Source organism: Nonomuraea sp. NPDC003214 (assembly GCF_053590035.1).
This window is the reverse complement of record NZ_JBSFSX010000001.1, coordinates 831,534-855,206: the sequence shown is the minus strand read 5'-3', so window position 1 is coordinate 855,206 and position 23,673 is coordinate 831,534. Positions and strand designations below refer to the sequence as shown.

Genomic DNA, 23,673 nt, shown 5'->3' with positions numbered 1-23,673 from the left:
TCCATGTCCTCTTCCTCCACCCGGTGGAGCGCGCTCGCCGTGCTCTGCGCAGTGATCTTCCTTGACGCCCTGGACGTGTCGATGGTCGGCGTGGCGCTGCCCTCCATCCAGCACGAGCTGGGGCTCTCCACCTCTTCTCTGCAGTGGGTTGTCAGCGGCTACGTGCTCGGATACGGCGGTCTTCTTCTGCTCGGGGGCAGGACCGCCGATCTGCTGGGGCGGCGCAGGGTGTTCCTGGTCGCACTGGCGGTCTTCGCCGTGGCGTCGCTGCTGGGTGGCCTGGTGAACGACGGGGCGCTGCTCATCGCCGCCCGCTTCATCAAGGGCGTCGGCGCGGCCTTCACCGCCCCGGCCGCGTTGTCGATCATCACTACCACGTTCCCGGAAGGACCGCTGCGCAACAAGGCACTGAGCATCTTCACCGCCTGCGGCGCCAGCGGCTACTCGCTCGGCCTGGTGTTCTCCGGACTGCTCACCCAGCTCGACTGGCGCCTCACGATGCTGATGCCGGTGCCCGTCGCCGTCATCGCGCTGATCGCCGCGATCAAGGTGCTGCCGCGCAACGCCGAGGAGCGCGCCGACGGCGGGCACGACCTCATCGGCGCCGTGCTGATCACCGCCTCGATGCTGCTGCTCGTCTTCACCGTGGTCCAGGCGCCGGAAGCCGGCTGGTCCTCCGTCCGCACGATCGGCTCGCTCGTCGCCGTCGCCGCCCTGCTCGGCCTGTTCGTGCTCACCGAGCTCAGGCTCAAGCACCCGCTCGTCCGCCTCGGCATCCTCCGCTCCGGGCCGCTCGTGCGGGCCAACCTCGGCCTCGTCGTCCTCATGGGCTCGTACGTGGCCTTCCAGTTCGTCGCCATGCAGTACTTCCAGAACCTGCTCGGCTGGTCCGCGCTCGGCACCGCGCTGGCGTTCCTGCCGGCGGGCCTGCTCGTGGCCGTCACCTCGACCAAGATGGGCGACTTCGCCGACCGGTTCGGCACCGGCAAGCTCATCGTCGTCGGCGCGGCAGCGCTGGCCGGCGGCTACGCGATGTTCCTCGGCATCTCCCGCACGCCCGGCCTCTTCACCCTGGTCATCCCCGGCATGCTGCTGCTCGGCATCGCGTTCGCGCTGTCGTTCCCGGCGCTCAACATCCAGGCCACCAACGGCGTCTCCGACGACGAGCAGGGTCTCGCCTCCGGGCTGCTCAACACCTCCGGCCAGGTCGGCGGCGCGATCGTGCTGGCCGTGGTGACCGCGGTGCTCACCTCCGGCGGCGGCGAGATCTCCATCGGCTCGCTGCGCGCGGCCATCCTCGTGTCCCTGGTGCTCGCCGTCGCCGGACTGGCCCTTTCGGCCGCCGGACTGCGCGACCGCAAGCGGGCCGCCGCCGTGCCCGAGGCGAAAGCGTACGAGGTGGTGTGACCCGGACATTCGCCTGACGTCGGCCCATGCCGATCCGTTATCGGTGCGAGCTTCGCGTGGCCGTCCCCGGGAATCTTGGTGGCATGAACGCGTCACCGGGATTGAGGGCGGCCGCGGCGTGCGTGTGCGGGCTGATGCTCGTGGCGTGCGGCGCGCGGGGCACGGGGACGGCCACGGTGGAGCCGCCGTCGAGCCAGGGGAGCTCGGCGACGGCCACGTCCGCCACGGCCGACCTGCCGACCAGCACCTCCGAGGTGGCCGTCGACCGCGCCGGGGCCCAGCCCGCGCTCGTCACCGGGGTGCGCGCCGGGCGCCACGACGGGTTCGACCGGGTGGTCGTCGACTTCGCCGGCTCGCTGCCCGGCTACACCGCCCAGTGGGCCGACGAGCTCGTCCAGGACGGCTCCGGCACCCCCATCGACCTGGGCGGCGGGCTGGCCCTGCACCTGCTGCTCACCCCCGCCGACGCGCACACCGAGGACGGCACGCCCACCTGGATCGACGGGCCCGACGCCGGGTCGCTGGAGGCCGTCACCCGCATCGTCAAGACCGGCGACTTCGAAGGCCGCGTCGGCATCGCGCTGATCATGCCGGGGCGCACGGCGTTCCGCGTGAAGGAATACTCCGGGCCCAGCCGCCTGGTCGTGGACGTGCGACACTGACCTCGTGGTGAGAAAGATCGAAGGACCCACCCGGATCCCGGTGCCCGGCGGCAAGACCATCGACGAGCACGTCGGCCGCGTCAACAGCGGCGACGAGGCCGTCTCCATCGCGCACATGGTCGCCCCGCCCGGCTGGGACGAGCCCGCCCAGACGCCCGCCTTCACCGAATACACCGTCGTCCTGCGCGGCACCGTCCGCGTCGAGCACGACGGCGGCGTTACCGAGGTGACGGCCGGGCAGACGCTCGTGACCGAGCCGGGCGAGAGGATCCGCTACAGCACCGGCGACGAGGGCGCCGAATACATCGCGGTCTGTCTGCCCGCCTTCAGCCCCGAGTCCGTCAACCGCGACTCCTAGCCCCATATCATGGGCGGATGAGCCCCACGTACGAGGAGATCCGGCGCGCGCCCAAGGTGCTGCTGCACGACCATCTCGACGGTGGTCTCCGGGCTGAGACCATCGTGGAGCTGGCGCGCGAGAGCGGTTACGACCGGCTGCCGGCCGACGACCCTGACGAGCTGCGGCGCTGGTTCGAGGAGGCGGCCGACTCCGGGTCGCTGGAGCGCTACCTGGAGACGTTCGCCCACACCGTCGGCGTCATGCAGACCCGCGAGTCGCTGGTGCGGGTGGCCGCCGAGTGCGCGGCCGACCTGGCCGACGACGGCGTCGTCTACGCCGAGGTGCGCTTCGCGCCCGAGCAGCACACCACCCGCGGGCTGAGCCTCGACCAGGTCGTCCAGGCCGTCCTTGACGGGTTCCGGCAGGGCTCCGAAGGGCGCGGCATCCGCATCGGCACGCTGCTGACCGCGATGCGCCACCAGGCCCGCTCGATGGAGATCGCCGAGCTGGCCGTGCGCTACCGCGACGTGGGCGTGGCCGGGTTCGACATCGCCGGCGCCGAGGCGGGCTACCCGCCCACGCGCCACCTCGACGCGTTCGAATACCTCCAGCGGGAGAACGCGCACTTCACCATCCACGCCGGCGAGGCGTTCGGGCTGCCGTCGATCTGGCAGGCCATCCAGTGGTGCGGCGCCGACCGGCTCGGCCACGGCGTGCGCATCATCGACGACATCACCGTGGCCGGCGACGGCTCCGCCAAGCTCGGCAGGCTGGCCGCCTACGTGCGCGACAAGCGCATCCCGCTGGAGATGTGCCCCACCTCCAACCTGCAGACCGGGGCCGCCGACTCCATCGCCGAGCACCCGATCGGGCTGCTGCGCCGGCTCCACTTCCGCGTCACGGTCAACACCGACAACCGGCTGATGAGCTCCACGACCGTCTCGCGGGAGTTCGCCAAGCTGGTCGAGGCGTTCGACTACGGGTGGGACGACCTGCAGTGGTTCACGGTCAACGCGATGAAGTCCGCGTTCCTGCCGTTCGACGAGCGGCTGGCGCTGATCAACGGCGTGATCAAGCCCGGTTTCGCGCGGCTGAAGTGGCAGCCGTGAAAGAGGTCTTCCGGTCCAAGACCGCGTTCGTGCTCGGCTGGGTGTGGGTGGCGTTCGTCGCCTTCAACGTGTGGGACCTGACCGCCCGCTACAACGGCAAGGCGTCGATGGTGGCGCTGGCCGTGCTGGGCGTGCTCACCGCGCTCGTCTACGTCGTCGCCATCCGGCCCGCCACCGTGTTCACCGAGCAGGGGCTGGTCGGGCGCAACCCGCTGCGCACGACGGTGGTGCCGTGGGCGTCGGTGCGGGAGGTCACGGTCTCCCACTCGATCAACGTCGACCACGGCGAGGGCCGCGTGCTGCGGCTGTGGACCCCGATGAGCTCGGCCCGCGAGCGCGCCAGGGCCCAGCGCCGTGGCCAGGCGGTCAAGCAGCGCGGCCGGTTCAGGACCGAGCCGACGCTGACCAAGGGCGAGCAGGCCGCCGCCCAGGCGTTCTCCGGCAAGACGCACGCCGACTGGGTGGGCGAGCAGATCAGCGACCGCGCCGACAAGGCCAGGATCCGCAACGAGGAGCCCGGCCCCGCCCGCGCCACCTGGGCCTACGACTCGCTGGCGATCGGCGTCGTGGCCCTGGTGCTGGTCGTCGCCGCCCTGCTCGTGCCCTGACCGGCCGCGCTCACCGCCTGCGCCGGTTGACGAAGCGTTCCATGCCCGCCCGGGCGATCCCGGAGTCCTCGACCTGGCGGGCGGCCCGCGTCTCGGCGGTGTAGGCGCGCTCGACCTCCTCCAGCGACGGGCGCAGCAGCCTGAGGTGCACCTCGGTGGCCGTGCCGGGCAGAGTCCAGCGGTGCACCAGGCCGATCGCCGTGTCGACCAGCGTGTCCGCCTCGACGACCTCGTCCAGCAGGCCGAGCGAGTGGGCCTCGGCCGCGCTCAGCCGCGCCGAGCCGAGCACCAGCCCCAGCGCCCGGCCGCCGACCAGACGGCGCAGCAGATAGCTGGCGCCGTTGGAGATCGACAGCCCGATGTGGTTCTCCGGCAGGAAGAACTCGGCCGACGGCGTGCCCAGCCGGGCGTCGAAGCAGAGCGTCCACTCCGCCGCGCCGCCCACGGCCAGCCCGTTGACGGCCGCCACCACCGGCACCCTGGTCTCCAGCACGGCCCTGGTCAGGTCGTGGAAGAGCTCGACCTCGTCGATCAGCGACAGCCCGACGGCCTGGTCGATGTCCTCGCCCGCCGAGAACGCCCGCCCGGCGCCGGTGACGACGACGCCCCGGGCCGCCTTGCCGTCGCCGTGCTCGCGCACCGCCGCGGCGAGCTGCCGCCGCATGCCGGCGGTCAGCGCGTTGAGCTTCCCGGGCCGCTGGAGGGTGATCACCGCCACCTCGTCCCGTACGGTCACGTCGATCATGCTCGCTCCTTGTCCGACGGCAGGGTTACACGGAACGCGCCCGTCCGCTGGTCGGGGCGCATCAGGTGGCGCTTCTCGATCCGCGCCGAAGGGGTCAGCCGGAAGCCGTCGACGAACTCGACGAACGCCGGCACCTTGAACGGGGCCAGCCGCCGCGCGGCGTGCTCGGCCACGCTCGCCGCGGTCGGCCCGCTCGCCTCGTAGCCCGGCCTGAGCTGGACGAACGCCTTGGGCAGCTCGCCGAACAGCTCGTCGGGCACCGGCACCAGGGCGACGTTCAGCACCGCCGGGTGCTCGCCCAGCACCCGCTCGACCTCGGCGCAGGAGATGTTCTCGCCGCCCCGGCGCACCATGTCCTTCAGCCGCCCGGCGTGCCGGATCTGCCCGTCGGGGTTGCGCACGCCCAGGTCGCCGGTGTGGTACCAGCCGCCGCGGAAGGCGTGCGCGGTGGCCTCCGGGTGATTCCAGTAGCCGGTCATCATCGGCTCGCCGCGCACCAGGATCTCGCCCGTCTCCTCGTCGAGCGTGACCTCCTTGCCGGGCGGCGGCAGGCCCATCGAGCCGGTGCCGACCTGGTCGCGGGCGTCCGGGGCGGACAGCAGGTCAGGGCCGCTCTCGGTGGACCCGTACAGCTCCCGCCAGGGCGCCCCCCAGCGCTCCTCGAAGGCGGCGTGCAGGCGCGGGGCGATGCCCGAGCACAGCACGAGGCGCATCCTGTTGTGCCGGTCCAGCGGGTCGGGCGGCTGCTTGTACATGAGCAGGGGCATCGTGCCCAGCACGTACGTGAGCGTCGCGCCGTGCTCGCGGGCCGAGCGCCAGAAGCCGGAGGCGGAGAAGCGGGGGAGGACGACCTGCGGGATGCCGCCCATCAGGCACAGCAGCGTCGTCCACTGGGGGTCCATGTAGGAGTACGCCTGGGCGATCAGCATCACGTCGTCGTCGCGCAGGTCGACCAGGTCGGCGACGACCCGGGCGGTGCGTAACCAGTAGGCGTGGGTGAGCATGCAGGCCTTGGGGAAGCCGGTGGTCCCCGACGTGTACTGAAAATTCGCCACATCGTTCGGGCTGGGCGATATTTCGGGGGTGGGGTGGGAGCCGGTGAGCGCGTCCAGGGTGTGCACCACGTGGCCGCCGCGCGAGACGTGCCCGGCGTGCTCCGCGCTGGTCACGGTGGCGACGGCGCCCGAGTCACGCAGCACGTGCTCCAGGTCGGCCGCCCGGTAGCGGACGTTGACCGGGACGGTGACGGCCCCGGCCTTGAGGACGGCCAGCCAGCTCAGCGGCCAGCCCGGGACGTTGTCCAGCATGACGGCGACCCGGTCGCCGGGCCGTACGCCGGTGGCGGCCAGGGCCCCGGCCAGGCGGTCGCTCTCCGCGTCCACCTGGGCGAAGCTCAGCGAGACGTCGGGGAAGCGGAGGAACTCGCGGTCACCGAAGCGGGCGGCGGCCCACCGGACCAGGGCGGGGACGGTGTCGGGAACATCGGAGCGACGGTCAGCCATGCGGCGGCTCCCAGGGGAAGTCGGGCAGCAGGGAGAAGTCGGGCAGCAGGGACAGTCCGGGTGTGCGGACGGCGGCCAGGCCGATCGCCACGAACTCGGCGCACACCTGCTCCAGCGTGGAGTCGCCGTCGGGGCGGTACCACTCGCTGGTGCCGGTGCACATCGACATCAGGGCCAGGCGGGTCAGCTTCTGGTCGGCGACCCGGAACACGCCCGCCGCGACGCCGTCGGCCAGCGCCTGCCGCCAGAAGTCCTCGTACGCGTCGCGGAGGGCGATGATCTCGTCGTGGGCGGCGCCGCCGGGGGTGAGCGAGCGCAGTTCGCCGTCCATGACCCGGGTCGTCATGGGGTTGAGCGCGTGGATGGCGGTCAGGGAGCCGATGAGCAGCGCCAGCCGTTCGGCCGGGCCGCCGACGCCGGCCAGGAGGCGGCGGGTGGCGTCGATGAGGCCCCGGTGCCCGGCCTCCATCAGGCCGGCGAGCAGGGCTTCCTTGCTGGAGACGTGGTGGTAGACGCCGGCGTTGGTGAGGTTGACGGCCCTGGCCAGGTCCCTGACGCTCGTGGCGGCGTAGCCCTGCTCGGCGAACAGCCGCACGGCCGCCGCCCTGATCCGCAGGCCGGCGTCGACATCCCGGGCAGTCTTCATGGGACCTACCGAACGTTCGGTTACGGTGATATTTCGCAGCATAACCTGTAGGGGTGGACTCTGACACCGTGTGAGGTCGTATATCTGGAGAGGTCATGTTCAGCATCGGAGACTTCGCCAGGCTCGGGCTCGTGTCGGTGCGCATGCTGCGGCACTACGACGCGATCGGGCTGCTGCGGCCCGCCCACGTGGACCCGGCCACCGGATACCGCTCCTACCAGGCCGCCCAGCTCGCGCGGCTCAACCGGCTCGTCGCGCTCAAGGACCTCGGCTTCACGCTGGAGCAGGTCAAGGCGATCCTCGACGACAAGGTGAGCACCGAAGAACTGCACGGGATGGTCCGGCTGCGCCGCGCCGAGCTGGAGGCGCGCATCAGCGCCGACCTGGCCAGGCTGCGCGGCGTCGAGTCGAGACTGCGCAGCATCGAGACCGAGGGCCGCATGGGGAGCGTCGAGGTCATCGTCAAGGAGGTGGCCCCGGTCCGGGTCGCCCAGCTCAGCGGCGTGGCCGCCAGTTACGGGCCCGAGCATGTCGGGCCCGTCATCCAGCCGCTCTACCAGGAGCTCTGCGACCGGCTGGAGGCCGCCGGGCTGCCGATCGCCGGCCCGGGCATCGCCCACTACCAGGCCCGCGAGGACGGGACGGTGCTGACGCACGCCGCCTTCCCCGTCGCGGCCGGGCCCGGCGAGCACGACGGGCTCCAGGTCGTGGACCTGCCCCGGCTGCCGGCCGCCGCGACGGTCATCCATCATGGTTCGATGGACCAGGTCGGCACCACCTACCAGGAGCTGGCCCACTGGATCGAGGACAACGGCCACCGCGCGCTCGACCTGGGCCGCGAGGTCTACCTGCACAGCCCGGACGACCTGGCCGAGTGGGTGACGGAACTGCAGATCGGGATCGAACCACATGGACCTGGACGGCCACCGCGCTGAGCTGACCGGCTACTGCTACCGGATGCTCGGCTCGGTGTACGAGGCCGAGGACGCGGTGCAGGAGACGCTGGCCAAGGCGTGGCGCGGCCGTGACCGGTTCGACCCGCTCCGGGGGTCGCTGCGGGCATGGCTGTTCCGCATCGCCACGAACGTCTGCCTCGACATGCTGCGCGGCAGCCGTCGCCGGGCCCTCGCCGCCGGCCTCGGCCCGGCCGCCGAGCCCGGCGCGCCCCTGGGGGAGCCGCTGCCGATCGAGTCGTGGGTCTATCCGGTGCCCGACCGGCTGCTGGACCCGGCCGAGCTGGCGGTGTCGCGGGAGAGCGTGCGGCTGGCGTTCGTGGCGGCGTTGCAGCACCTGCCGCCCCGGCAGCGGGCCGTGCTGATCCTGCGCGACGTGCTGGGCTGGTCGGCGGCCGAGGTGTCCGGCCTGCTCGGCGCCGGCGTCGCGGCGGTCAACAGCGCCCTCCAGCGGGCCCGCGCCGCGCTGCCCCTCACCGCGCCGGGCGACGACGCCGTGGACGAGAAGCTGCTCGCCCGCTACGTCGACGCCTTCGAGCGCTACGACGTCGAGACGCTGGTCGCGCTGCTGCACGAGGACGCCACCTCGTCGATGCCGCCGTTCGCCTGGTGGCTGCGCGGGCGCGAGGACGTCCGCCGGGTGCTGGCCGCCGCCGGGGCGCCCTGCGAGGGCTCGCGCCTGGTGCGCACCGCCGCCAACGGGCGGCCCGCGTACGGGCAGTATCTGGAGGGCCGGCCGTTCGCGCTCGTGCTCGTCGAGACGTCGGGCGGCCTGATCACCGGCATCACCACGTACCTGGACCCTGGGCTGTTCCCCTTCTTCGGACTCGCCGATGAGTTCCGGGGCGCCGATTCGTAGTAATGGGTGAAGGAGGAAAACATGCCAGAGATCATCGAGTGTCCCGAGCGTCACTACCTCGGGATCCGCAAGACCATCACCATGACGACCTTCCACCTGGTCGCCGACCGGATCGGCGAGCTGTACGGCCGGCTGGCCGAGCGGGGCACGCCGCCCGCCGGCGGGCCGTTCTTCCGCTACCTGGTCATCGACCTGGACGGCGACCTGGTGGTGGAGGCCGGGGTGCCGGTGCACGAGCCGGTGGCGGGCGAGGGCGAGTTCGTCGCCGGGGTGCTCCCGGCGGGCCGTTACGTCCGTACCACCCACGTCGGCCACCCCGACGGCCTCATGGCCGTCACCGGCGAGCTGCTGGACTGGGCGCGTGAGCGGGGGCTGCGCTTCGCCATGAGCGAGGAGCCGGACGGCGAGCACTGGGACAGCCGCCTGGAGCTCTACCACACGAACCCGGAGGAGCAGCCCGACATGAACAAGTGGGAGACCGAGCTGCAGTTCAGACTGGCCTGACGGAAGGCCCTCCGGGGGTCGTTCACCAGTGCCGGTGCACGGCCGCCTTGGCGCCGGTCACCAGGGTGGCCGGTGGCACGTCGTCGGCCACGACGGCGCCGGCGGCCACCACGGCGTCGCGGCCGATGCTGACGCCGGGCAGGATGGTGGCGCCGGCGCCGATCCACACGTTGTCCGCCACGTGGATGGGGCCGCCGGTCAGCCAGTGCCGCCGCTCCTCGGGGTCGACGGGGTGGCCGACGGTGATGAGCGTGGCCCTGGGGCCGATCATCACGCCGTGGCCGAGCCGGATGCCGGCGTAGTCGAGGAACGTGCAGTTCTGGTTGATGAACACGCGTTCGGCGAGGTCGAGGTTGAGGCCGTGGTCGGTGTAGAAAGGCGGATAAATCGTGACCCGCTCCGGCAGGGGCTTGCCCAAGAGCCGTTCGAACAGCTCCGCCTTGCCGGCCTCGTCCTCGAAGGGCAGCACGTTCAGCCGGGAGGTCAGCTCGGTGGCGCACCGGACCCGCTCGGCCATCGCCAGGAACTCGGGGCTGTGGACGCGCATCAGCCGGTCACCGGGCACGGCGCACCTCCTCGTGCGTCGCAGCGGCCCAGGACGGCAGCCAGGCGGGCTCGGGCGGCCCCGGCAGGCTCGCGAGGTGGGCGATGATCCCGTGCAGTCCCGGGTGCGGATTGGCCCGGGGGAGGATGAGCGAGAGCGGGTACACGAGGGCCGGGCCGGCGATGGGGATGCGGCGCAGGTCGTGGCCCGCCGGCCACACGTACCGGTCGCGCACCCCGACGAGGGTGGCCACGTCGGCGGAGTCGGCGAGGGTGTCGAGCAGCACCTCGTCGCCGAAGTGCGGGCCCGCCGCGTCGATCCGCAGGTCGAACGCGGTGGCGAGCTCGTCGTAGAACTCCGACCACTCGCTGCGCGGCGCGATGCCGGGCATCCAGATCCGGTGCTTGCGCAGTTGCGCAGGCGTGAGCCGGCGGGCGGCGGCCAGCGGGTGACGCGGGCCGGTGAGGAGCTGCAGCGGCGAGGAGAACGCGTAGATCATGCGCAGGTCGCGCGGCAGCGCGGCCGGGTCGGTGACGGTGCGGAACGAGGCGTCCACCTCGCCGGCCTCGACGGCGGCGGCGGCCGCGCGCGGGTCGTCGACCCGGAGCGTCACCACGTCGAGGTCGGTCCCGGGGCGGGCGCGCCAGTAGTCGTGCAGGACGACGGCCTGCGCGCTGCGCCTGCCGAGGACGTCGATCCGCAGGGCGCGCGAGCCCGGCCTGACTGCGGCGACGGCGCGGTCGATCCCGGCGACGACGCCGCGCGCGTGCGGGAGGAACGCCTGGCCGTCGAGCGTCAGCTCGACCCCGCGCGGGGTGCGGGCGAACAGCCGGACCCCCAGCTCGCGCTCCAGGGCGGCGATCCGTTTGGAGACCGCCTGCTGGCTCACGCCCAGCTCGTCGGCGGCCTGCTGCACCTGCCCGAGCTCGGCCGCCCGGACGAACGATCGCCATGCCTCGGTGTCCACGCGGACACCCTAGGGGCGCACAACCGATGGTTGTGTCCGGCTGTGCACCGGTTGTGCGCGCCCGGGGTCACAGGCCCAGCGCCTCCGCCACGTCGGTCTTCAGGGCGGCGAGGTCGCGATCGGCCTCGGCGCGGGCCTCGGCGACCTCGCCGGTCACCGGGACCACCACCTCCAGGTAGCACTTGAGCTTCGGCTCGGTGCCCGACGGGCGGACCACCACGCGGGCGTCGCCTGACAGCGTGAACCGGAGCCCGTCCGTCGGCGGCAGCCCGCCGTCGCCCCGGCTCAGGTCGTCGACCCGCGTCACCGTACGGCCGCCGAGCTCGGACGGGGGCGCGGCGCGCAGGCGGGACATGGCGCCGGCGATCAGCGACAGGTCGTCCACCCGGACGGAGAGCTGCGAGGTGGCGTGCAGCCCGTAGCGGCGGGCCTGGTCGTCGAGCAGGTCCAGCAGCGTACGGCCGGCGCGCTTGGCCTCGGCGGCGACGGCGGCGACGGTGAGGGCGGCGCCGATGCCGTCCTTGTCGCGCACCGGCAGCCCCTCGGCCGAGCCGACGCTGTAGCCGATCGCCTCCTCGTAGCCGAAGACCAGGCCGGGACCCGCCTTGATGATCCACTTGAAGCCCGTCAGCGTCTCGCCGTAGCGGACGCCGTGGGCGTGGGCGATCTTGGACAGCAGGGTCGAGGAGACGATCGTGGTCGCCACCATGCGGTCGCCGGTGGTGTGGGTGATGACGTGCTCGGCGAGCAGGCCGCCCACCTCGTCGCCGGTCAGCATGCGGAACGCGCCGTCGCCGAGCGGCACGGCCACGGCGCAGCGGTCGGCGTCGGGGTCGTTGGCCAGCACCAGGTCGGAGCCCAGCTTTCGGGCCAGTGCGACGGCCAGGTCCATCGCGCCCGGCTCCTCCGGGTTGGGGAACGCCACGGTGGGGAAGTCCGGGTCGGGGTTGCGCTGCTCCTCGACGGCCATCGGGGTCTCGAACCCGGCCGCGAGGAAGGCGCCGGTCAGCGTGGCGGAGCCGACGCCGTGCAGCGGCGTGTAGGCCACGCGCAGGTCGCGGGCGTCGCCGAGGGGCAGCGCCACGACCGCGTCGATGTAGTCGTCGACGATGGAGTCGCCCAGCTCCGTCAGCGAGCCGGGGCCGTGCAGCGGCAGCTCGTCCACCGGGCCCACGGCGTCGATGGCGGCGGAGATCTCGCTGTCGATCGGCGGCACGATCTGGGAGCCGTCGCCCCAGTAGACCTTGTAGCCGTTGTCGCGCGGCGGGTTGTGGCTGGCGGTGACGGTGACGCCGGCGTCGGCGTCGAGGTGGCGCACGGCGAAGGCGAGCACCGGCGTGGGCAGCGGGCCGGGCAGCAGCGAGGCGTGCAGCCCGGCGCCGGTGAGCACGGCCGCCGTGTCGCGGGCGAACACGTCGGACTTGTGGCGGGCGTCGTAGCCGATCACCACGTGCTTGCCGGGGCCGAGCACCCGGGCGAGCCCGGCGGCGGCGCGCATGACCGTGACCCGGTTCATCCGGTTGGGGCCGGCGCCGAGCTCGCCGCGCAGCCCGGCGGTGCCGAACTCCAGCTTGGCGTCGAACCGGTCGCGCAGCGCCGCGGTGTCGCCGCGCTCCAGCAGGGCCGACAGCTCGGCGCGCGTGTCGGGGTCGGGGTCCTGCGCCAGCCAGGCGCGGGCCCGATCGGTGAGGCTCACAGCCGGTCGACCACCTTGGCCAGCAGCTCGCCCATCCGGGTGGCGGTGGCGCGGCCGACCTCCAGGACCTCCTCGTGGTCGAGCGGGTCGCCCGCCAGCCCGGCCCCGGGGTTGGTGACGAGGGAGACGCCGAGCACGTCCAGCCCGGCCTCGCGGGCCGCGATGGCCTCCAGCACGGTGGACATGCCGATCATGTCGCCGCCCAGCGTGCGCAGCATGCGGATCTCGGCGGGCGTCTCGTAGGTGGGGCCGCGGAAGGCCACGTAGACGCCCTCGTCGAGGCTCGGGTCGATCTCGCGGACCAGCTCGCGCAGCCGCTTGGAGTAGACCTCGGTCAGGTCGAGGAACGTGGTGCCGGTGATCGGGTTGACGCCGGTCAGGTTGATGTGGTCGCTGATCAGGACGGGGTCGCCGACCTTCTGCGTCTCGGGCCGCAGGCCGCCCGCCGCGTTGGTCAGCACGACCGTGCGCACCCCGGCCGCCGCGGCGGTGCGGACGCCGTGCACGACGGAGTCGACGCCGCGGCCCTCGTACAGGTGGCTGCGGCCGAGGAAGACCAGCGCGTGGCGGCCGCCGTCGGTGCGGATGACGCGGATCTTGCCGCCGTGCCCGGCCACGGCGGGCGCCGAGAAGCCGGGCAGGTCGGTGAACGGGATCTCGGCGACCGTCGCGCCGATCGCGTCGGCGGCCGGCACCCAGCCGGAGCCCATCACGAGGGCCACGTCGAAGGTGTCGAGACCGGCCGCGGCCTTCAGCGCCGCGGCGGCCTCCCCGGCCAGGGTGTACGGGTCGTTAGTCACCCTTAGTAGTTTAGGAGGAGCCTGTCCAGGACCCGCACCCCGAACTGCAGGGCCTCGACCGGGACCCGCTCGTCCACGCCGTGGAACATCGAGGCGAAGTCCATGTCCGCGGGCAGCCGCAGCGGCACGAACCCGAACCCGCGCACTCCCAGGTCGGCGAAGAACGTCTTGTTGTCGGTGCCGCCCGACATGCAGTAGGGCACCGCGCGGGCAGTCGGGTCCTCGGCCTTGAGCGCCTCGATCATCGACTCGACCAGGGCGCCGTCGAACGTGGTCTCCAGCGCGATGTCGTGGTGCACGAACTCGCGGCGCACCTTCGGCCCGATGAGCGTGTCGATGGTCTTGAAGAAGTCGTCCTCGTGGCCCGGCAGGAAGCGCCCGTCGACCACGGCGGTGGCCTGGCCGGGGATGACGTTCGACTTGTAGCCGGCGTCGAGCTGGGTCGGGTTGGCGGTGTGGTTGAGCGTGGCGCCGACGAACCGGACGAGCGGCCCGATCTTGTCCAGGATGGGCGCCGGGTCCGTCTCGTCGAACGGCAGCCCGAACGCGTCGGCGACCTCGGTGAGGAAGCGGCGCACGGTCGGCGTGAGCGTGATCGGCCAGTCGTGGGCGCCGATCCTGGCCACGGCCTTGGCGATCTCGGTGACCGCGTTGTCGGAGTTGAGCATGGAGCCGTGCCCGGCGGTGCCGTCGGCGATCAGCTTCATCCAGGCCAGGCCCTTCTGGGCGGTCTCGATGAGGTAGAGCCGCAGCGACGGGTCGACCTCCAGCGAGTAGCCGCCGACCTCGCTGATCGCCTCGGTGACGCCCTCGAACAGCTCGGGGTGGTGCTTCGTCAGGTGCTTGGCGCCGTAGACGCCGCCGGCCTCCTCGTCGGCGACCCAGGCGAACACCAGGTCGCGGCGCGGCTTGCGGCCCTCGCGCTTGAGCTGGCGCAGCACGGCCAGCATCATCGCGTCCATGTCCTTCATGTCGACCGCGCCCCGGCCCCAGATGTAGCCGTCGCGCATTTCGCCGGCGAACGGGTCGACGGTCCAGTCGGCCGCGTTGGCGGGCACCACGTCGAGGTGGCCATGCACGAGCAGGGCCGGGAGCGACGGGTCGGAGCCCTCGACGCGGGTGATCACGTTGCCCCGGCCGGGGGCGCTCTCGATGTAGGTGGCCTCGACGCCGACCTCGGCCAGCCTCGCCATCACCACCTCGGCCGCGGCCCGCTCGCCGGGGCCGGAGCCGTCCCCGTAGTTGCTGCTGTCGACGCGGATGAGCTCCACGCAGAGGTCGGCTACCTCGTGCTCGGCAGGGGTCATGGTGTTCTCTCCAAGGTGAGCAGGCCGGACTTGTGCAGATGCCCGCGCTTGTAGGCGCGGGTTATGAGAGTGACATTGACGTCGGTGACCTCGTCGAGCAACCCGACGACGCCCGACAGGAACCGGTACAGGTCGGCCTCGTGCGCGGTGGCGACCTGGACGATCAGCGCGTGCGTCCCGGTGGTGGCGGCGCAGTAGCGCACGTTGGGGTGCGCGGCCAGCGTCTGCCCGACCCGGTCCAGCCCGTACGGCCGGACCTTGAGCCAGAGCTGGGCCTCGACGGCCAGGCCGATCAGCGCGGGCTCGACCTCGGCCCGGGGGAGCAGCACCCGCCGTTCGAGCAGGGAGGCGACGCGGCGCCGGGCGGTGGGCACGGACAGGTCGAGCCGGTCGGCGATCGTGGTGAACGCGATCCGCCCGTCGGCGGCCAGCAGTTCGGCGATCTCCTGCTCCAGCGGGGACAGGCCGTCCTCGTCGGGCAGGCACTCGGCGGGCGGCGGGGGCCGCAGCTCGGCGACCTCCTGTTCGGTGAGGTAGGGCGCGTGCCATTCAGCGACGGTGCGGAAGGTGTGCAGGACGACCTGGGTCTGCGTCTGGGCGACGCCGTCGATGGCGCTGATCTGCGCGGACAGGATGTCGTGCAGGTCCTCGCGGGAGGGGGCGACGAGCTCGCTGCCGACGTCGGTGGCGCCGGTCAGGGAGTAGACGGACCGGGTGTCGGGCCGGGCGGCGAGGGCTTCGGCGACCTTGCGCGCCATGCCGGGGCGCACCTGGGCGTGCAGGTGGACGGGACGGCCGTGACCCGAGCGCAGGTCGTCGTAGATGGCGGTGACGCGCACCACGCCCTCGGCCAGGAGCCGTTGCAGGCGGCGGGCGACGGTCCGTTCGTGCTCGCCGATCGCCCGGCCGATCTCGCCCCAGGGGGCGCGGGGGCTGACCTGGAGTGCGGCGATCAGCCGCCGGTCGAGAACATCCACAGAGAGCCTTATCTGTGTCGGGTTCGTAAATATATGGCGAGATATTTGACTGTTTCGGTCGTCCGAATGCACAGTAGGCCATCTCCGCTCTGTTCAGCAAAGGAGCCCACGTGGCGACCTCCCCCCTTGCCTCATCGCCCATCGGCATTCCGAAGAGCCGCGTCCGCCAGTTGTTCGCCGCCAGCGTCGGCAACGTCGTCGAGTGGTACGACTGGTACGCGTACTCGTTCCTGGCGGTGTACTTCTCGCAACAGATCTTCCCCGACAGCGGCAACCCCCTGGTCCCGGTGCTCAGTGCGTTCGCCGTGTTCGCGGTCGGCTTCTTCATGCGCCCGCTGGGAGGCCTGCTGGTGGGCGCGTTCGCCGACCGGTTCGGCCGCAAGGCGGCGATGACGTTCACGATCATCCTGATGGGCGTCGGGTCGCTGATCCTGGCCGTGACGCCCACGTACGCGCAGGCCGGGGTGCTCGCGCCGATCATCCTCACGCTGGCGCGGCTGATCCAGGGCCTGTCGGTGGGCGGCGAGTTCGCCGCCGCCACCACGTTCCTCGTCGAGTCGGCGCCGCCCGGCCGCCGCGGCCTGTTCTCCAGCTTCCAGTACGTGAGCACCACGATCGGCCAGCTCCTCGCCTCCGGCCTGGCCGCGCTGCTCGCCACGCTGCTCGCCGAATCGGCCATGGACTCCTACGGCTGGCGCATCCCGTTCCTGTTCGGCGCGCTGATCAGCCTCGTCGGCCTGTGGATCCGCAAGGGCGCCGAGGAGACCAGCACCGTCGCCACCGACATCCAGGAAGGCCGGGCCGAGCGGCCCAAGCTCTTCGAGTTCCTGGTGCGCTACCCGAGCAAGGCCGCGCTCATCGTCGGCATCACGATCGCCGGCACCGTCGCCTACTACACGTGGACCACGTTCCTGCCGACCTACGCCCAGCAGAACGTGAACTTCGACAAGGCCGACTCGCTCACCGTGGGCACGATCTCGCTGGTCTTCTTCATGGTGCTGCAGCCGCTGCTCGGCATGCTGTCGGACAAGGTCGGGCGCAAGCCGATGCTGATCACCTTCGGCCTCGGGTTCACGATCCTGCCGGTGCCGCTGCTCGGCCTGCTGACCGACGAGTTCGCCAGCCTGCTGGTCATCCAGCTCATCGGCATGGTCTTCCTCGGCTGCTTCACCTCGATCTCGGCCGCGGTGAACTCCGAGCTGTTCCCGACCCGGGTCCGGGCGGCCGGCGCGGGCTTCCCGTACTCGCTGACCGTGGCGATCTTCGGCGGCACGGCGCCGCTGATCGGCACCGCGATGAAGGACGCCGACGCCTCCTACCTGTTCCCCTGGTACATGTCCGCGCTCGCGCTGATCTCCACGCTGGTGTACGTGTTCGCGCTGAAGGAGACGAAGGACCAGCCGCTCAGCTAGGCGAGCTCTTGCAGGGCCGGCCGCGCAGCTCTTTGACGTAGTCGTCGGGCGCGCCGGCCCGCTCGGCGGCGTCGGCCAGCACGCCGAGATAACGCGCCGACGGCAGGCCGCCCTCGTAGCCGTCGAGCACGTAGACCCAGGCCACGACCTCGCCGTCGAGCGTCTGCACCCGCAGCCGCACCTTGTGGAACAGGCCCCGCGAGGCGCCCTCCCACTGGTCGAGCGAGGTCTCGTCGAACTCCGGCACGTCATAGAGGACGACGAAGACGTGGTCTTCCGGGTCCTCCACGATGGTGGCGATCGCGCCTTCCCAGCCGAAGATCTCCCCGCCGAAGGTCAGACGCCAGCCGGGCAGCCAGCCCACGCCCCGCACCGGGGAGTGAGGGGCGCGCATGGCCATCTGCTCCGGGTCCATGTTGCTGCCGTAGGCGGCGTAAACAGGCACAGCAGCCAAGAGTAGCGCGCGGTGGCCCGCCCCGTTCGTCAGCAGCTCAGGCGATGCGGGACAATGGGAACGTGACGAGGATTGCGATCATCGGTGGCGGACCAGGCGGCTACGAGGCGGCGCTGGTGGCCGCGCAGCTAGGCGCGCAAGTCACGATGGTCGAGCAGGACGGCCCCGGCGGCGCCTGCGTGCTGACCGACTGCGTGCCCTCCAAGACGCTGATCGCCACCTCCGTCCGCAAGCAGGCGCTGCTCGACGCGCCGTCGCTGGGCGTCGCCTACACCGGCGGCGCCGACGGCGACATCGGCGCGGCGCACGTCGACCTGCCGCTGGTCAACAAACGCGTCAAGGAGCTCGCCCAGGCGCAGTCGGCCGACATCGCCACCCGCGTCCAGGCCGAGGGCGTCGAGATCATCAAGGCCCGCGGCCGGCTCGTCGACCCGCAGGTGGTCAAGGCCGGCGACCGCACCATCCGCGCCGACGTGGTCCTGATCGCCACCGGCGCCACCCCGCGCATCCTGCCGGGCGCCGAGCCCGACGGCGAGCGCATCCTCAACTGGCGCCAGCTCTACGACCTCGACAAGCTGCCCGAGCACCTGATCGTCATCGGGTCCGGCGTCACCGGGGCCGAGTTCGCCGGCGCCTACCGCTCGCTCGGGGCCGAGGTCACGCTGGTCTCCAGCCGCGACCGCATGATGCCCAACGAGGACGCCGACGGCGCCGAGGTGCTCGAAGAGGTCTACCGCCGCCGCGGCATGAACGTCATGGGCCGCACCCGCGCCTCCTCCGTCAAGCGCACCGCCGACGGCGTCGTCGTCACCCTGGAGGACGGCCGCACCGCCGAGGGCTCCCACGCGCTCATGACCGTCGGCATGGTGCCCAACACCGGCGGCATCGGCCTGGAGGAGGCCGGCGTCCAGCTCGACCGGGGCGGGTTCGTCAAGGTCGACAAGGTCTCGCGCACCTCCGCGCCCGGCGTCTACGCGGCCGGCGACTGCACCGGCGTGCTCATGCTCGCCTCCGTCGCCGCCATGCAGGGCCGCATCGCCGTGTGGCACGCGCTCGGCGAGGCCGTGCAGCCGCTCCGGCTGGCCACGGTGGCCTCCAACATCTTCACCGACCCTGAGATCGCCGCCGTCGGCGTCGCCCAGCGGGCGATCGAAGCCGGTGAGATCGAGGCGAACGTGGTCAAGCTGCCGCTGGCGACCAACGCGCGGGCCAAGATGTCGGGCTTCAACGACGGCTTCATCAAGCTGTTCTGCCGCCCGCACACCGGCATCGTGCTCGGCGGCGTCGTCGTGGCGCCCCGGGCCTCGGAGCTGATCCTGGCCGTGTCGGTGGCGGTGCAGCAGCGCCTGACGGTCGGGCAGCTCGCCCACACGTTCGCCGTCTACCCGTCGCTGTCGGGCTCGATCACCGAGGCGGCGCGCCGGCTCATGCAGCCCGAGGCGTCCATCGGCATCTGACCCCCGGCCCCCGAAGCCTGGATGAATGACGCCATAGGGGGGAATGTCCAGGTCACAGTCTCTGCGCAGGCAGGGGCGGAAGACTTCGGGGGGAGTCATGACTTATCAGAGCAGGCCCGTGACGGGCTGGGTGGGCTGGGTGTGGTTCGCCGGCCTTCTGATGATCATGTCGGGGGTGTTCAACATCATCGGCGGGCTGTCGGCGGTCATCAACGACGACGTCTACGTGCGCACGCCGCTGCGGCTGCTGCTGTTCGACGTGTCCACCTGGGGATGGCTGCACCTGCTCTTCGGCATCGTGCTGTTCTTCGCCGGGCTGGCGGTGACCGTCGGGCAGACGTGGGCGCGGGTGGTCGCCGTGGTGCTGGTCATGCTGAACGCGATGACCCAGCTCACCTGGATCGGCGTGAACCCGTGGTGGTCGCTGGCCGTCATCGCGGTCGACGTGCTGGTCATCTACGCGCTGATCGTGCACGGCCGCGAGGCCAAGGAGATCTGACCTGCGTGGTTCACGGCCATCGTAAGGCGCCCTGAAGGGAAGCGTAAGCGGCGTCCGGCAGACTTCAGGTGTCACAAGGAAACGCGACACGGACCTGGAGAACAGCCATCATGCGCAAGCTCATCAGCTCGACCTACATGTCCCTCGACGGCGCCATCGAGGACCCCTCCTTCACCATGCCGTACTTCGACGAGGAGGCCGGCGCGCTCGCCGGTGAGCAGACCGCGGCGGCTGACGCGTTGCTCATGGGCCGGCGCACCTACGAGGGCTTCGCCGCGACGTGGCCCGAGCGGGACGAGAGCGACCCGGAGACGGGCGCCGCCTACTTCAACAACGTCAAGAAGTACGTGGCCTCGACCACCCTCACCGACCCGGCCTGGAAGAACACCGAGGTGCTGCAGGGCGACCTGGTCGAGGCGGTCACCGCGCTGAAGGCCCAGGAGGGCGGCGACATCCTCATGTACGGCTACGGCGAGGTCACCCACGCCCTGGTCAAGGCCGGGCTGGTGGACGAGGTCCGGCTCTGGATCCACCCGGTGTTCGAGGGCGGGCCGTCGCTGTCCGCGCCGCTGAGCGACGTCCGCACGACGTTCGAGCTGATCGACACCAAGGTGATGAAGAGCGGTGTGATCGTCGCCACCTACCGGCCGGTCGCCAAGTAGCGTTTCAGCACCCCGGCCAGCGGCCGCTCGGCCAGCACGTGGATCGCGTACGCGACCAGGCCCATCAGCGCGATCGTGCCGCCCAGCAGGACGTACGGCGGCACGCGGTCACCGAGCCCGGTGAAGATCACGAAGCCGACGTGCGCGTGGACGAGGTAGAGCGGGTACGTCAGCGCGCCCGGCACGGCGAACCAGGGGCGGCCCAGCGGCCGGGTGACGCGCAGCGCGATCAGTGTCATCACCACGAAGATCGCGACGATGACGGTCACCACGACGACCGGCGCGATCTCCGTGCCGTAGCGTTCGCCGACCTTGCCGGCGAAGGCGACGCCCCGGTGGAGCGCGTTGCCCAGGCAGAGCCCGATGATCAGGCCGAGCTGCGGCGTCAGGCCGTCGCGGTAGACCAGGCACAGGGCCATGCCGGCGATGAAGTAGTGCGCGAACTCCGACTGCACCACCAGGTCGGCGACCCCGGGCAGCACGCCGGCCTGCACCAGGAACGTGAGCGCCAGCCAGCCCCACAGCATCGCCGTCACCCGGCCCCGCGTCACGCCGAACCAGGTCAGGGCGAGGATGAGCGCGTAGAACCTGATCTCGGCCCACAGCGTCCAGTAGACGACGTCGACGTTCGGGATGTCGGGCAGGGCGTTGAACATCGTCAGGTTGGCGGCGTACTGGACGAACGTGACGGGGAACTGCCCCTGGGAGAGGGTCGCCGAGACGACGGCGGTGATCGTGACGGCGACCCAGTAGGCGGGGTAGAGGCGGACGATCCGCGACACCAGGAACGCCCGGGGGCCGCGGTCCCAGGCGTTGAGCAGCACCACGAAGCCGCTGATCATGAAGAACAGGTCCACGCCGAGGTAGCCGTACCTGGCGACCTCGCCGGCGGCGGGGAACGCGAGCGGGCTGTCGCCGCTCTCCGGGCCGGAGAAGACGTAGTGGTAGACGACCACCGCGACGGCCGCGCTGATGCGCAGCGCGTCGATCTCGTACAGCCGGTCACGCCTGGCCTGCTCACGGTGGAGACGGTGACGTCCGTGACCGGCGGCCGGGTGGTTCGTGAGGGGCACGATGACCTCGTGGGGACGGGCGTGGGACGCCGGGTGGGCTGCCGGTGATCAAGCACACCAGCCGGCGCCCCCTCGGGTCTTTCCCGCACGCGCCCGGAACCGGGGTACAGCAGGTGGTAAGGCCGCCGGGCAGCCCGCACCACCGAGGTCGTCGCGTGCCTGGTCAGGCCCCCTGCGGCGAGCAGAGCTGGGCGCGCAGCGTGCGGGTGGCCCAGCGCTCCCAGCGCTCGCGCGGCCAGCCGCGCTCGCGCACGAGCAGCAGGTAGAGCTCCGGGCTGAGCAGCGCGTAGAGCACGTCGGCGGCCTCGTCCGCGGGCACGTCCGCCCGCGCTCCCGGCTTGCCGGTCAGCGCCTCGGCCGCCTTCCGGTGGACGGCGTGGCGGGGGTTCGCCTCGCCGGGCCAGAGGGCGGCGACCTCCGGATCGCTCGCGACCGCCCCGGCGAGGACCTTGCCGATCGGGGCGACCCGCTCCAGGATCGCGGTGGTGCCGGTGACGTAGGCGGCCAGCAGGTCGTCGGCGGTGGCGGCGGCCAGCGCCTCGGTGAACCACGGCCGGTCCATCGTGGTCACGGGCTCGTCGTCGCCCGCGATCGTCACGTCGACCAGCTCTTTCAGCAGGGTGCGCTTGTTGCCGAAGACGAAGTAGATCGTCTGCACCGCGACCCCGGCCAGGGCCGCGACGTCCTGGAGGTTCGTCGCGCCGTAGCCGTCCCGCGCGAACAGCTCCAGGGCGGCCTCCAGGATGCGCCGGCGCGTCTCCTGCGCCTTCTGCGTCCGCTTGCTCACGCGCTTGACATCGCTCATGGCTAGAGTTTATCTCTAGATTCAGTCACTAGAAGTCAACTCTAGAGAGAAGGTCCAGCCATGCCGGTCATCGCTGTCACCCGATTCCAGGCCGACCCCGCCGACGCCGAGCGGCTCCGGGCCCGGCACGCCGACCTCGTCGCCGCCACCCGGGCGGTCGTCCCCGGGCTCACCGAGGCGCGCCTCGGCCGGCTCGACGACGGGACGTGGGTCGGCGTCTGGCGCTGGGAGTCCGCCGAGAGCCTGCGGGCCGCCCGCGAGGCGGTGCCCAGCACCCCCGAGGCCGTCGCCGGCTTCGCGCTCACCCGCAACGTCACGGCGGAGGTGATCGAGATCCTGGACGAGCACTGACCCGCCCGGCCCCGCGCCCGGCGGGGGCGCGGTCAGAGGGCTGACAGGCTCGCGGCCAGGTATTCGCCCAGCTCTTCGATCCGGGTGTCGGGCAGCCGGCTGGACGGCCCGGAGATCCCGGCCGCGCCGATCAGGTTGCCCCGGATGCGGGCGGGCACCGCCACGCACCGCACCCCGTCGAAGGTCTCGTCCCGATCCACGGCGTAGCCGGCCTTGCGCGACTCCTCCACGCGGCGCCGCAGCTCGGCCGGGGTCTTCGAGGCCCATTCGGTCCCGCTGGCGTACGACAGCCGGGCCAGGTGGGCGTCGAGACGTTCAACCCGTGCGGGCCGTGGCTGCTCACGGCGGACGAGGCGGGCGACGTCAGCGGCCTGGGCATGTGGCTGGACGTCAACGGCGTCCGGCGGCAGACCGGCTCGACGTCGGACATGCTCTTCGACCCCGTCCACGTGGTCCGCTACCTGAGCCAGTTCATGGTCCTCGAACCCGGCGACCTCATCAACACGGGGACCCCGGCGGGCGTCGGCCTGGGCTTCGACCCGCCGGTCTACCTGCGGCCCGGCGACCGCATGGAGCTCGGCATCGACGGCCTCGGCCGCCAGACCCAGGCCGTCGTCGCCGCCCCCTGACCCCGCCCCCAGGAGCGGGCCTCATGTCTGCTCCTGGAGGCGGCGCCTGGTGAAGTGGGCGCGGCAGTGGGCGCAGCAGAAGCCGTACGTGGTCCCGTCGATCTCGGTGACGACGGCCTCCCCGGCCGGTACGCGGGCGCCGCAGACCGGGTCGACGAACATGCCCTCCGGCGCCTCCTCGGGGCGCCGGGACTTCGCCCGGTCGATCAGGTCCAGCAAGTCGGTGGAGCGGCGGACCTTCCCGGCCAATCCGTAGCCGCCGTCGGGCACCCCGATCACGTGGACCAGCGCACGCGGCTCCCGGAAGAGGCGTTCCGGGTCGCCCTCCGCCTCGCCCAGCCTGCGGGTGATCTCCCGTACGAGGTGCTCGCCGATCTCCTTGGCCCAGGCGGCGACGTACACGTTGACGACGTAGCAGGGCGGATCCGCCCGCGGCGCCGCCGCCTCGTGGACGACGACGTCGCTGAGCGACTCGTACAGCCTGATCACGCCGGGGTCGGCGCCGGGATCGCTGTCGTCGCCGGTGAGGATCTTGCGCGAGGTCAGCTGCTCGGCGAGGCGGCGGCGCTCGTCCGGGCCGAAGACCCCGCTGGGCACGAAGAGTTCGATGAACAGCATGGGAGCCTCGATTCCGCCGGTGCCCGGCGGTGGGTTCGGATGCGGGCGTGCCCGAGCATGCCGAGGCGTCCTGTCATCGGACGTGCA

28 protein-coding genes are annotated in these 23,673 nt (G+C 72.0%); 14 read left to right on the top strand and 14 right to left on the bottom strand.

Translation table 11 applies throughout. The features are described from left to right. Positions 1-3: 3 nt before the first annotated feature. The 5 genes from ACWDXC_RS03905 to ACWDXC_RS03885 all read left to right on the top strand — a co-directional run bounded on the left by ACWDXC_RS03905 (position 4) and on the right by ACWDXC_RS03885 (position 4,126). A complete protein-coding gene (locus ACWDXC_RS03905) occupies positions 4-1,407 on the top strand; it encodes an MFS transporter (RefSeq protein ID WP_357584215.1) in 1,404 nt (467 codons plus the stop codon). 83 nt (positions 1,408-1,490) lie between these two features. After that, positions 1,491-2,069, top strand: coding sequence for an AMIN-like domain-containing (lipo)protein (locus ACWDXC_RS03900; RefSeq protein ID WP_449977775.1), 579 nt, complete (start codon positions 1,491-1,493; stop codon positions 2,067-2,069). Between the two features lie 4 nt (positions 2,070-2,073). Continuing rightward, entirely contained in the window at positions 2,074-2,427 is a 354-nt protein-coding gene (locus ACWDXC_RS03895) for a cupin domain-containing protein (RefSeq protein ID WP_449977773.1), read from the top strand. 17 nt (positions 2,428-2,444) lie between these two features. Then, entirely contained in the window at positions 2,445-3,518 is a 1,074-nt protein-coding gene (locus ACWDXC_RS03890) for an adenosine deaminase (protein WP_364173406.1), read from the top strand. After that, on the top strand, positions 3,515-4,126 hold the full coding sequence (locus ACWDXC_RS03885; RefSeq protein WP_219500750.1) for a PH domain-containing protein: 612 nt from the start codon (positions 3,515-3,517) through the stop codon (positions 4,124-4,126). The genes ACWDXC_RS03890 and ACWDXC_RS03885 overlap by 4 nt, the downstream gene beginning before the upstream one ends. Before the next feature lie 10 nt (positions 4,127-4,136). Here the strand turns inward: ACWDXC_RS03885 and ACWDXC_RS03880 are convergent, their stop codons facing one another. The 3 genes from ACWDXC_RS03880 to ACWDXC_RS03870 are packed head-to-tail and all read right to left on the bottom strand — an operon-like array spanning position 4,137 to position 7,019. Then, positions 4,137-4,871 carry an enoyl-CoA hydratase/isomerase family protein gene (locus tag ACWDXC_RS03880; RefSeq protein ID WP_449977770.1) on the bottom strand — a complete coding sequence of 245 codons (735 nt, stop codon included), beginning with the start codon at positions 4,869-4,871 and terminating at the stop codon, positions 4,137-4,139. Beyond that, the gene (locus ACWDXC_RS03875) at positions 4,868-6,373 is read right to left on the bottom strand and encodes an AMP-binding protein (RefSeq protein WP_449977767.1); all 1,506 of its coding nucleotides are present in this window, start codon (positions 6,371-6,373) and stop codon (positions 4,868-4,870) included. The genes ACWDXC_RS03880 and ACWDXC_RS03875 overlap by 4 nt, the downstream gene beginning before the upstream one ends. Further along, positions 6,366-7,019, bottom strand: a complete 654-nt coding sequence (locus ACWDXC_RS03870; RefSeq protein ID WP_449977765.1) for a TetR/AcrR family transcriptional regulator — start codon at positions 7,017-7,019, stop codon at positions 6,366-6,368. Before ACWDXC_RS03870 ends, ACWDXC_RS03875 begins: the two co-directional genes overlap by 8 nt. Before the next feature lie 95 nt (positions 7,020-7,114). Between ACWDXC_RS03870 and ACWDXC_RS03865 the strand changes: the two genes are divergently transcribed. From ACWDXC_RS03865 to ACWDXC_RS03855, 3 genes are read left to right on the top strand one after another with little or no spacing between them, the layout of a single operon-like run. Continuing rightward, positions 7,115-7,954, top strand: coding sequence for a MerR family transcriptional regulator (locus tag ACWDXC_RS03865; RefSeq protein WP_449977762.1), 840 nt, complete (start codon positions 7,115-7,117; stop codon positions 7,952-7,954). After that, the gene (locus ACWDXC_RS03860) at positions 7,929-8,831 is read left to right on the top strand and encodes a sigma-70 family RNA polymerase sigma factor (RefSeq protein ID WP_449977759.1); all 903 of its coding nucleotides are present in this window, start codon (positions 7,929-7,931) and stop codon (positions 8,829-8,831) included. The genes ACWDXC_RS03865 and ACWDXC_RS03860 overlap by 26 nt, the downstream gene beginning before the upstream one ends. A gap of 21 nt (positions 8,832-8,852) precedes the next feature. Beyond that, positions 8,853-9,335 carry a GyrI-like domain-containing protein gene (locus ACWDXC_RS03855; protein ID WP_449977756.1) on the top strand — a complete coding sequence of 161 codons (483 nt, stop codon included), beginning with the start codon at positions 8,853-8,855 and terminating at the stop codon, positions 9,333-9,335. Positions 9,336-9,357: 22 nt separating this feature from the next. On the opposite strand, the gene ACWDXC_RS03850 is transcribed toward ACWDXC_RS03855, so the two are convergent. From ACWDXC_RS03850 to ACWDXC_RS03825, 6 genes are all read right to left on the bottom strand, one after another. After that, positions 9,358-9,900: a DapH/DapD/GlmU-related protein gene (locus ACWDXC_RS03850; RefSeq protein WP_449977754.1), complete on the bottom strand. Its 543-nt coding sequence runs from the start codon at positions 9,898-9,900 to the stop codon at positions 9,358-9,360. Further along, complete coding sequence (locus ACWDXC_RS03845) at positions 9,890-10,846, bottom strand: LysR family transcriptional regulator (protein ID WP_449977751.1); 957 nt, start codon at positions 10,844-10,846, stop codon at positions 9,890-9,892. The genes ACWDXC_RS03850 and ACWDXC_RS03845 overlap by 11 nt, the downstream gene beginning before the upstream one ends. Positions 10,847-10,913: 67 nt before the next feature. Then, positions 10,914-12,542, bottom strand: a complete 1,629-nt coding sequence (locus ACWDXC_RS03840) for a phospho-sugar mutase (protein WP_219499928.1) — start codon at positions 12,540-12,542, stop codon at positions 10,914-10,916. Then, positions 12,539-13,342, bottom strand: coding sequence for a purine-nucleoside phosphorylase (locus ACWDXC_RS03835; RefSeq protein ID WP_219499926.1), 804 nt, complete (start codon positions 13,340-13,342; stop codon positions 12,539-12,541). Before ACWDXC_RS03835 ends, ACWDXC_RS03840 begins: the two co-directional genes overlap by 4 nt. Before the next feature lie 2 nt (positions 13,343-13,344). Next, positions 13,345-14,649 (bottom strand): M20/M25/M40 family metallo-hydrolase, encoded by a 1,305-nt coding sequence (locus tag ACWDXC_RS03830; protein WP_449977747.1) that lies wholly within the window; start codon positions 14,647-14,649, stop codon positions 13,345-13,347. Then, entirely contained in the window at positions 14,646-15,626 is a 981-nt protein-coding gene (locus ACWDXC_RS03825) for an Lrp/AsnC family transcriptional regulator (RefSeq protein WP_219499924.1), read from the bottom strand. The genes ACWDXC_RS03830 and ACWDXC_RS03825 overlap by 4 nt, the downstream gene beginning before the upstream one ends. A gap of 110 nt (positions 15,627-15,736) precedes the next feature. Here ACWDXC_RS03825 and ACWDXC_RS03820 point away from each other — a divergent pair, with 110 nt between their 5' ends. Next, entirely contained in the window at positions 15,737-17,038 is a 1,302-nt protein-coding gene (locus ACWDXC_RS03820; protein ID WP_449977743.1) for an MFS transporter, read from the top strand. Here ACWDXC_RS03820 and ACWDXC_RS03815 read toward each other — a convergent pair. After that, a complete protein-coding gene (locus tag ACWDXC_RS03815; protein WP_219499922.1) occupies positions 17,031-17,483 on the bottom strand; it encodes a gamma-glutamylcyclotransferase in 453 nt (150 codons plus the stop codon). The genes ACWDXC_RS03820 and ACWDXC_RS03815 overlap by 8 nt on opposite strands. A gap of 71 nt (positions 17,484-17,554) precedes the next feature. Between ACWDXC_RS03815 and ACWDXC_RS03810 the strand changes: the two genes are divergently transcribed. The 3 genes from ACWDXC_RS03810 (at position 17,555) to ACWDXC_RS03800 (ending at position 20,110) form a co-directional block, all read left to right on the top strand. Continuing rightward, positions 17,555-18,949, top strand: a complete 1,395-nt coding sequence (locus ACWDXC_RS03810; RefSeq protein ID WP_449977739.1) for an NAD(P)H-quinone dehydrogenase — start codon at positions 17,555-17,557, stop codon at positions 18,947-18,949. 97 nt (positions 18,950-19,046) lie between these two features. Further along, a complete protein-coding gene (locus ACWDXC_RS03805; RefSeq protein ID WP_246643787.1) occupies positions 19,047-19,448 on the top strand; it encodes a DUF7144 family membrane protein in 402 nt (133 codons plus the stop codon). 110 nt (positions 19,449-19,558) lie between these two features. Continuing rightward, on the top strand, positions 19,559-20,110 hold the full coding sequence (locus ACWDXC_RS03800; protein WP_449977736.1) for a dihydrofolate reductase family protein: 552 nt from the start codon (positions 19,559-19,561) through the stop codon (positions 20,108-20,110). On the opposite strand, the gene ACWDXC_RS03795 is transcribed toward ACWDXC_RS03800, so the two are convergent. Then, a complete protein-coding gene (locus ACWDXC_RS03795) occupies positions 20,089-21,183 on the bottom strand; it encodes an acyltransferase family protein (RefSeq protein WP_449977734.1) in 1,095 nt (364 codons plus the stop codon). The genes ACWDXC_RS03800 and ACWDXC_RS03795 overlap by 22 nt on opposite strands. 163 nt (positions 21,184-21,346) lie before the next feature. Continuing rightward, on the bottom strand, positions 21,347-21,988 hold the full coding sequence (locus ACWDXC_RS03790; protein WP_449977731.1) for a TetR/AcrR family transcriptional regulator: 642 nt from the start codon (positions 21,986-21,988) through the stop codon (positions 21,347-21,349). Between the two features lie 60 nt (positions 21,989-22,048). Here ACWDXC_RS03790 and ACWDXC_RS03785 point away from each other — a divergent pair, with 60 nt between their 5' ends. After that, positions 22,049-22,339 (top strand): antibiotic biosynthesis monooxygenase, encoded by a 291-nt coding sequence (locus ACWDXC_RS03785; protein WP_449977728.1) that lies wholly within the window; start codon positions 22,049-22,051, stop codon positions 22,337-22,339. Positions 22,340-22,371: 32 nt separating this feature from the next. Here ACWDXC_RS03785 and ACWDXC_RS03780 read toward each other — a convergent pair whose 3' ends face one another. Further along, a complete protein-coding gene (locus tag ACWDXC_RS03780; RefSeq protein WP_449978169.1) occupies positions 22,372-22,629 on the bottom strand; it encodes an IclR family transcriptional regulator domain-containing protein in 258 nt (85 codons plus the stop codon). Positions 22,630-22,638: 9 nt separating this feature from the next. On the opposite strand from ACWDXC_RS03780, the gene ACWDXC_RS03775 reads away from it, so the two are divergent. Continuing rightward, positions 22,639-22,968 (top strand): fumarylacetoacetate hydrolase family protein, encoded by a 330-nt coding sequence (locus ACWDXC_RS03775; protein WP_449977726.1) that lies wholly within the window; start codon positions 22,639-22,641, stop codon positions 22,966-22,968. Positions 22,969-22,989: 21 nt separating this feature from the next. On the opposite strand, the gene ACWDXC_RS03770 is transcribed toward ACWDXC_RS03775, so the two are convergent. Beyond that, positions 22,990-23,586, bottom strand: a complete 597-nt coding sequence (locus ACWDXC_RS03770; protein ID WP_449977723.1) for a YHS domain protein — start codon at positions 23,584-23,586, stop codon at positions 22,990-22,992. Positions 23,587-23,673 lie beyond the last annotated feature (87 nt).

Coding starts and splice junctions, on each gene's coding strand:
- ACWDXC_RS03905 (WP_357584215.1), top strand. CDS start 4: ATGTCCTCTTCCTCCACCCGGTGGAGCGCGCTCGCCGTGCTCTGCGCA.
- ACWDXC_RS03900 (WP_449977775.1), top strand. CDS start 1,491: ATGAACGCGTCACCGGGATTGAGGGCGGCCGCGGCGTGCGTGTGCGGG.
- ACWDXC_RS03890 (WP_364173406.1), top strand. CDS start 2,445: ATGAGCCCCACGTACGAGGAGATCCGGCGCGCGCCCAAGGTGCTGCTG.
- ACWDXC_RS03880 (WP_449977770.1), bottom strand. CDS start 4,871: ATGATCGACGTGACCGTACGGGACGAGGTGGCGGTGATCACCCTCCAG.
- ACWDXC_RS03875 (WP_449977767.1), bottom strand. CDS start 6,373: ATGGCTGACCGTCGCTCCGATGTTCCCGACACCGTCCCCGCCCTGGTC.
- ACWDXC_RS03870 (WP_449977765.1), bottom strand. CDS start 7,019: ATGAAGACTGCCCGGGATGTCGACGCCGGCCTGCGGATCAGGGCGGCG.
- ACWDXC_RS03865 (WP_449977762.1), top strand. CDS start 7,115: ATGTTCAGCATCGGAGACTTCGCCAGGCTCGGGCTCGTGTCGGTGCGC.
- ACWDXC_RS03860 (WP_449977759.1), top strand. CDS start 7,929: ATGGACCTGGACGGCCACCGCGCTGAGCTGACCGGCTACTGCTACCGG.
- ACWDXC_RS03855 (WP_449977756.1), top strand. CDS start 8,853: ATGCCAGAGATCATCGAGTGTCCCGAGCGTCACTACCTCGGGATCCGC.
- ACWDXC_RS03830 (WP_449977747.1), bottom strand. CDS start 14,649: ATGACCCCTGCCGAGCACGAGGTAGCCGACCTCTGCGTGGAGCTCATC.
- ACWDXC_RS03805 (WP_246643787.1), top strand. CDS start 19,047: ATGACTTATCAGAGCAGGCCCGTGACGGGCTGGGTGGGCTGGGTGTGG.
- ACWDXC_RS03800 (WP_449977736.1), top strand. CDS start 19,559: ATGCGCAAGCTCATCAGCTCGACCTACATGTCCCTCGACGGCGCCATC.
- ACWDXC_RS03790 (WP_449977731.1), bottom strand. CDS start 21,988: ATGAGCGATGTCAAGCGCGTGAGCAAGCGGACGCAGAAGGCGCAGGAG.
- ACWDXC_RS03785 (WP_449977728.1), top strand. CDS start 22,049: ATGCCGGTCATCGCTGTCACCCGATTCCAGGCCGACCCCGCCGACGCC.
- ACWDXC_RS03770 (WP_449977723.1), bottom strand. CDS start 23,586: ATGCTGTTCATCGAACTCTTCGTGCCCAGCGGGGTCTTCGGCCCGGAC.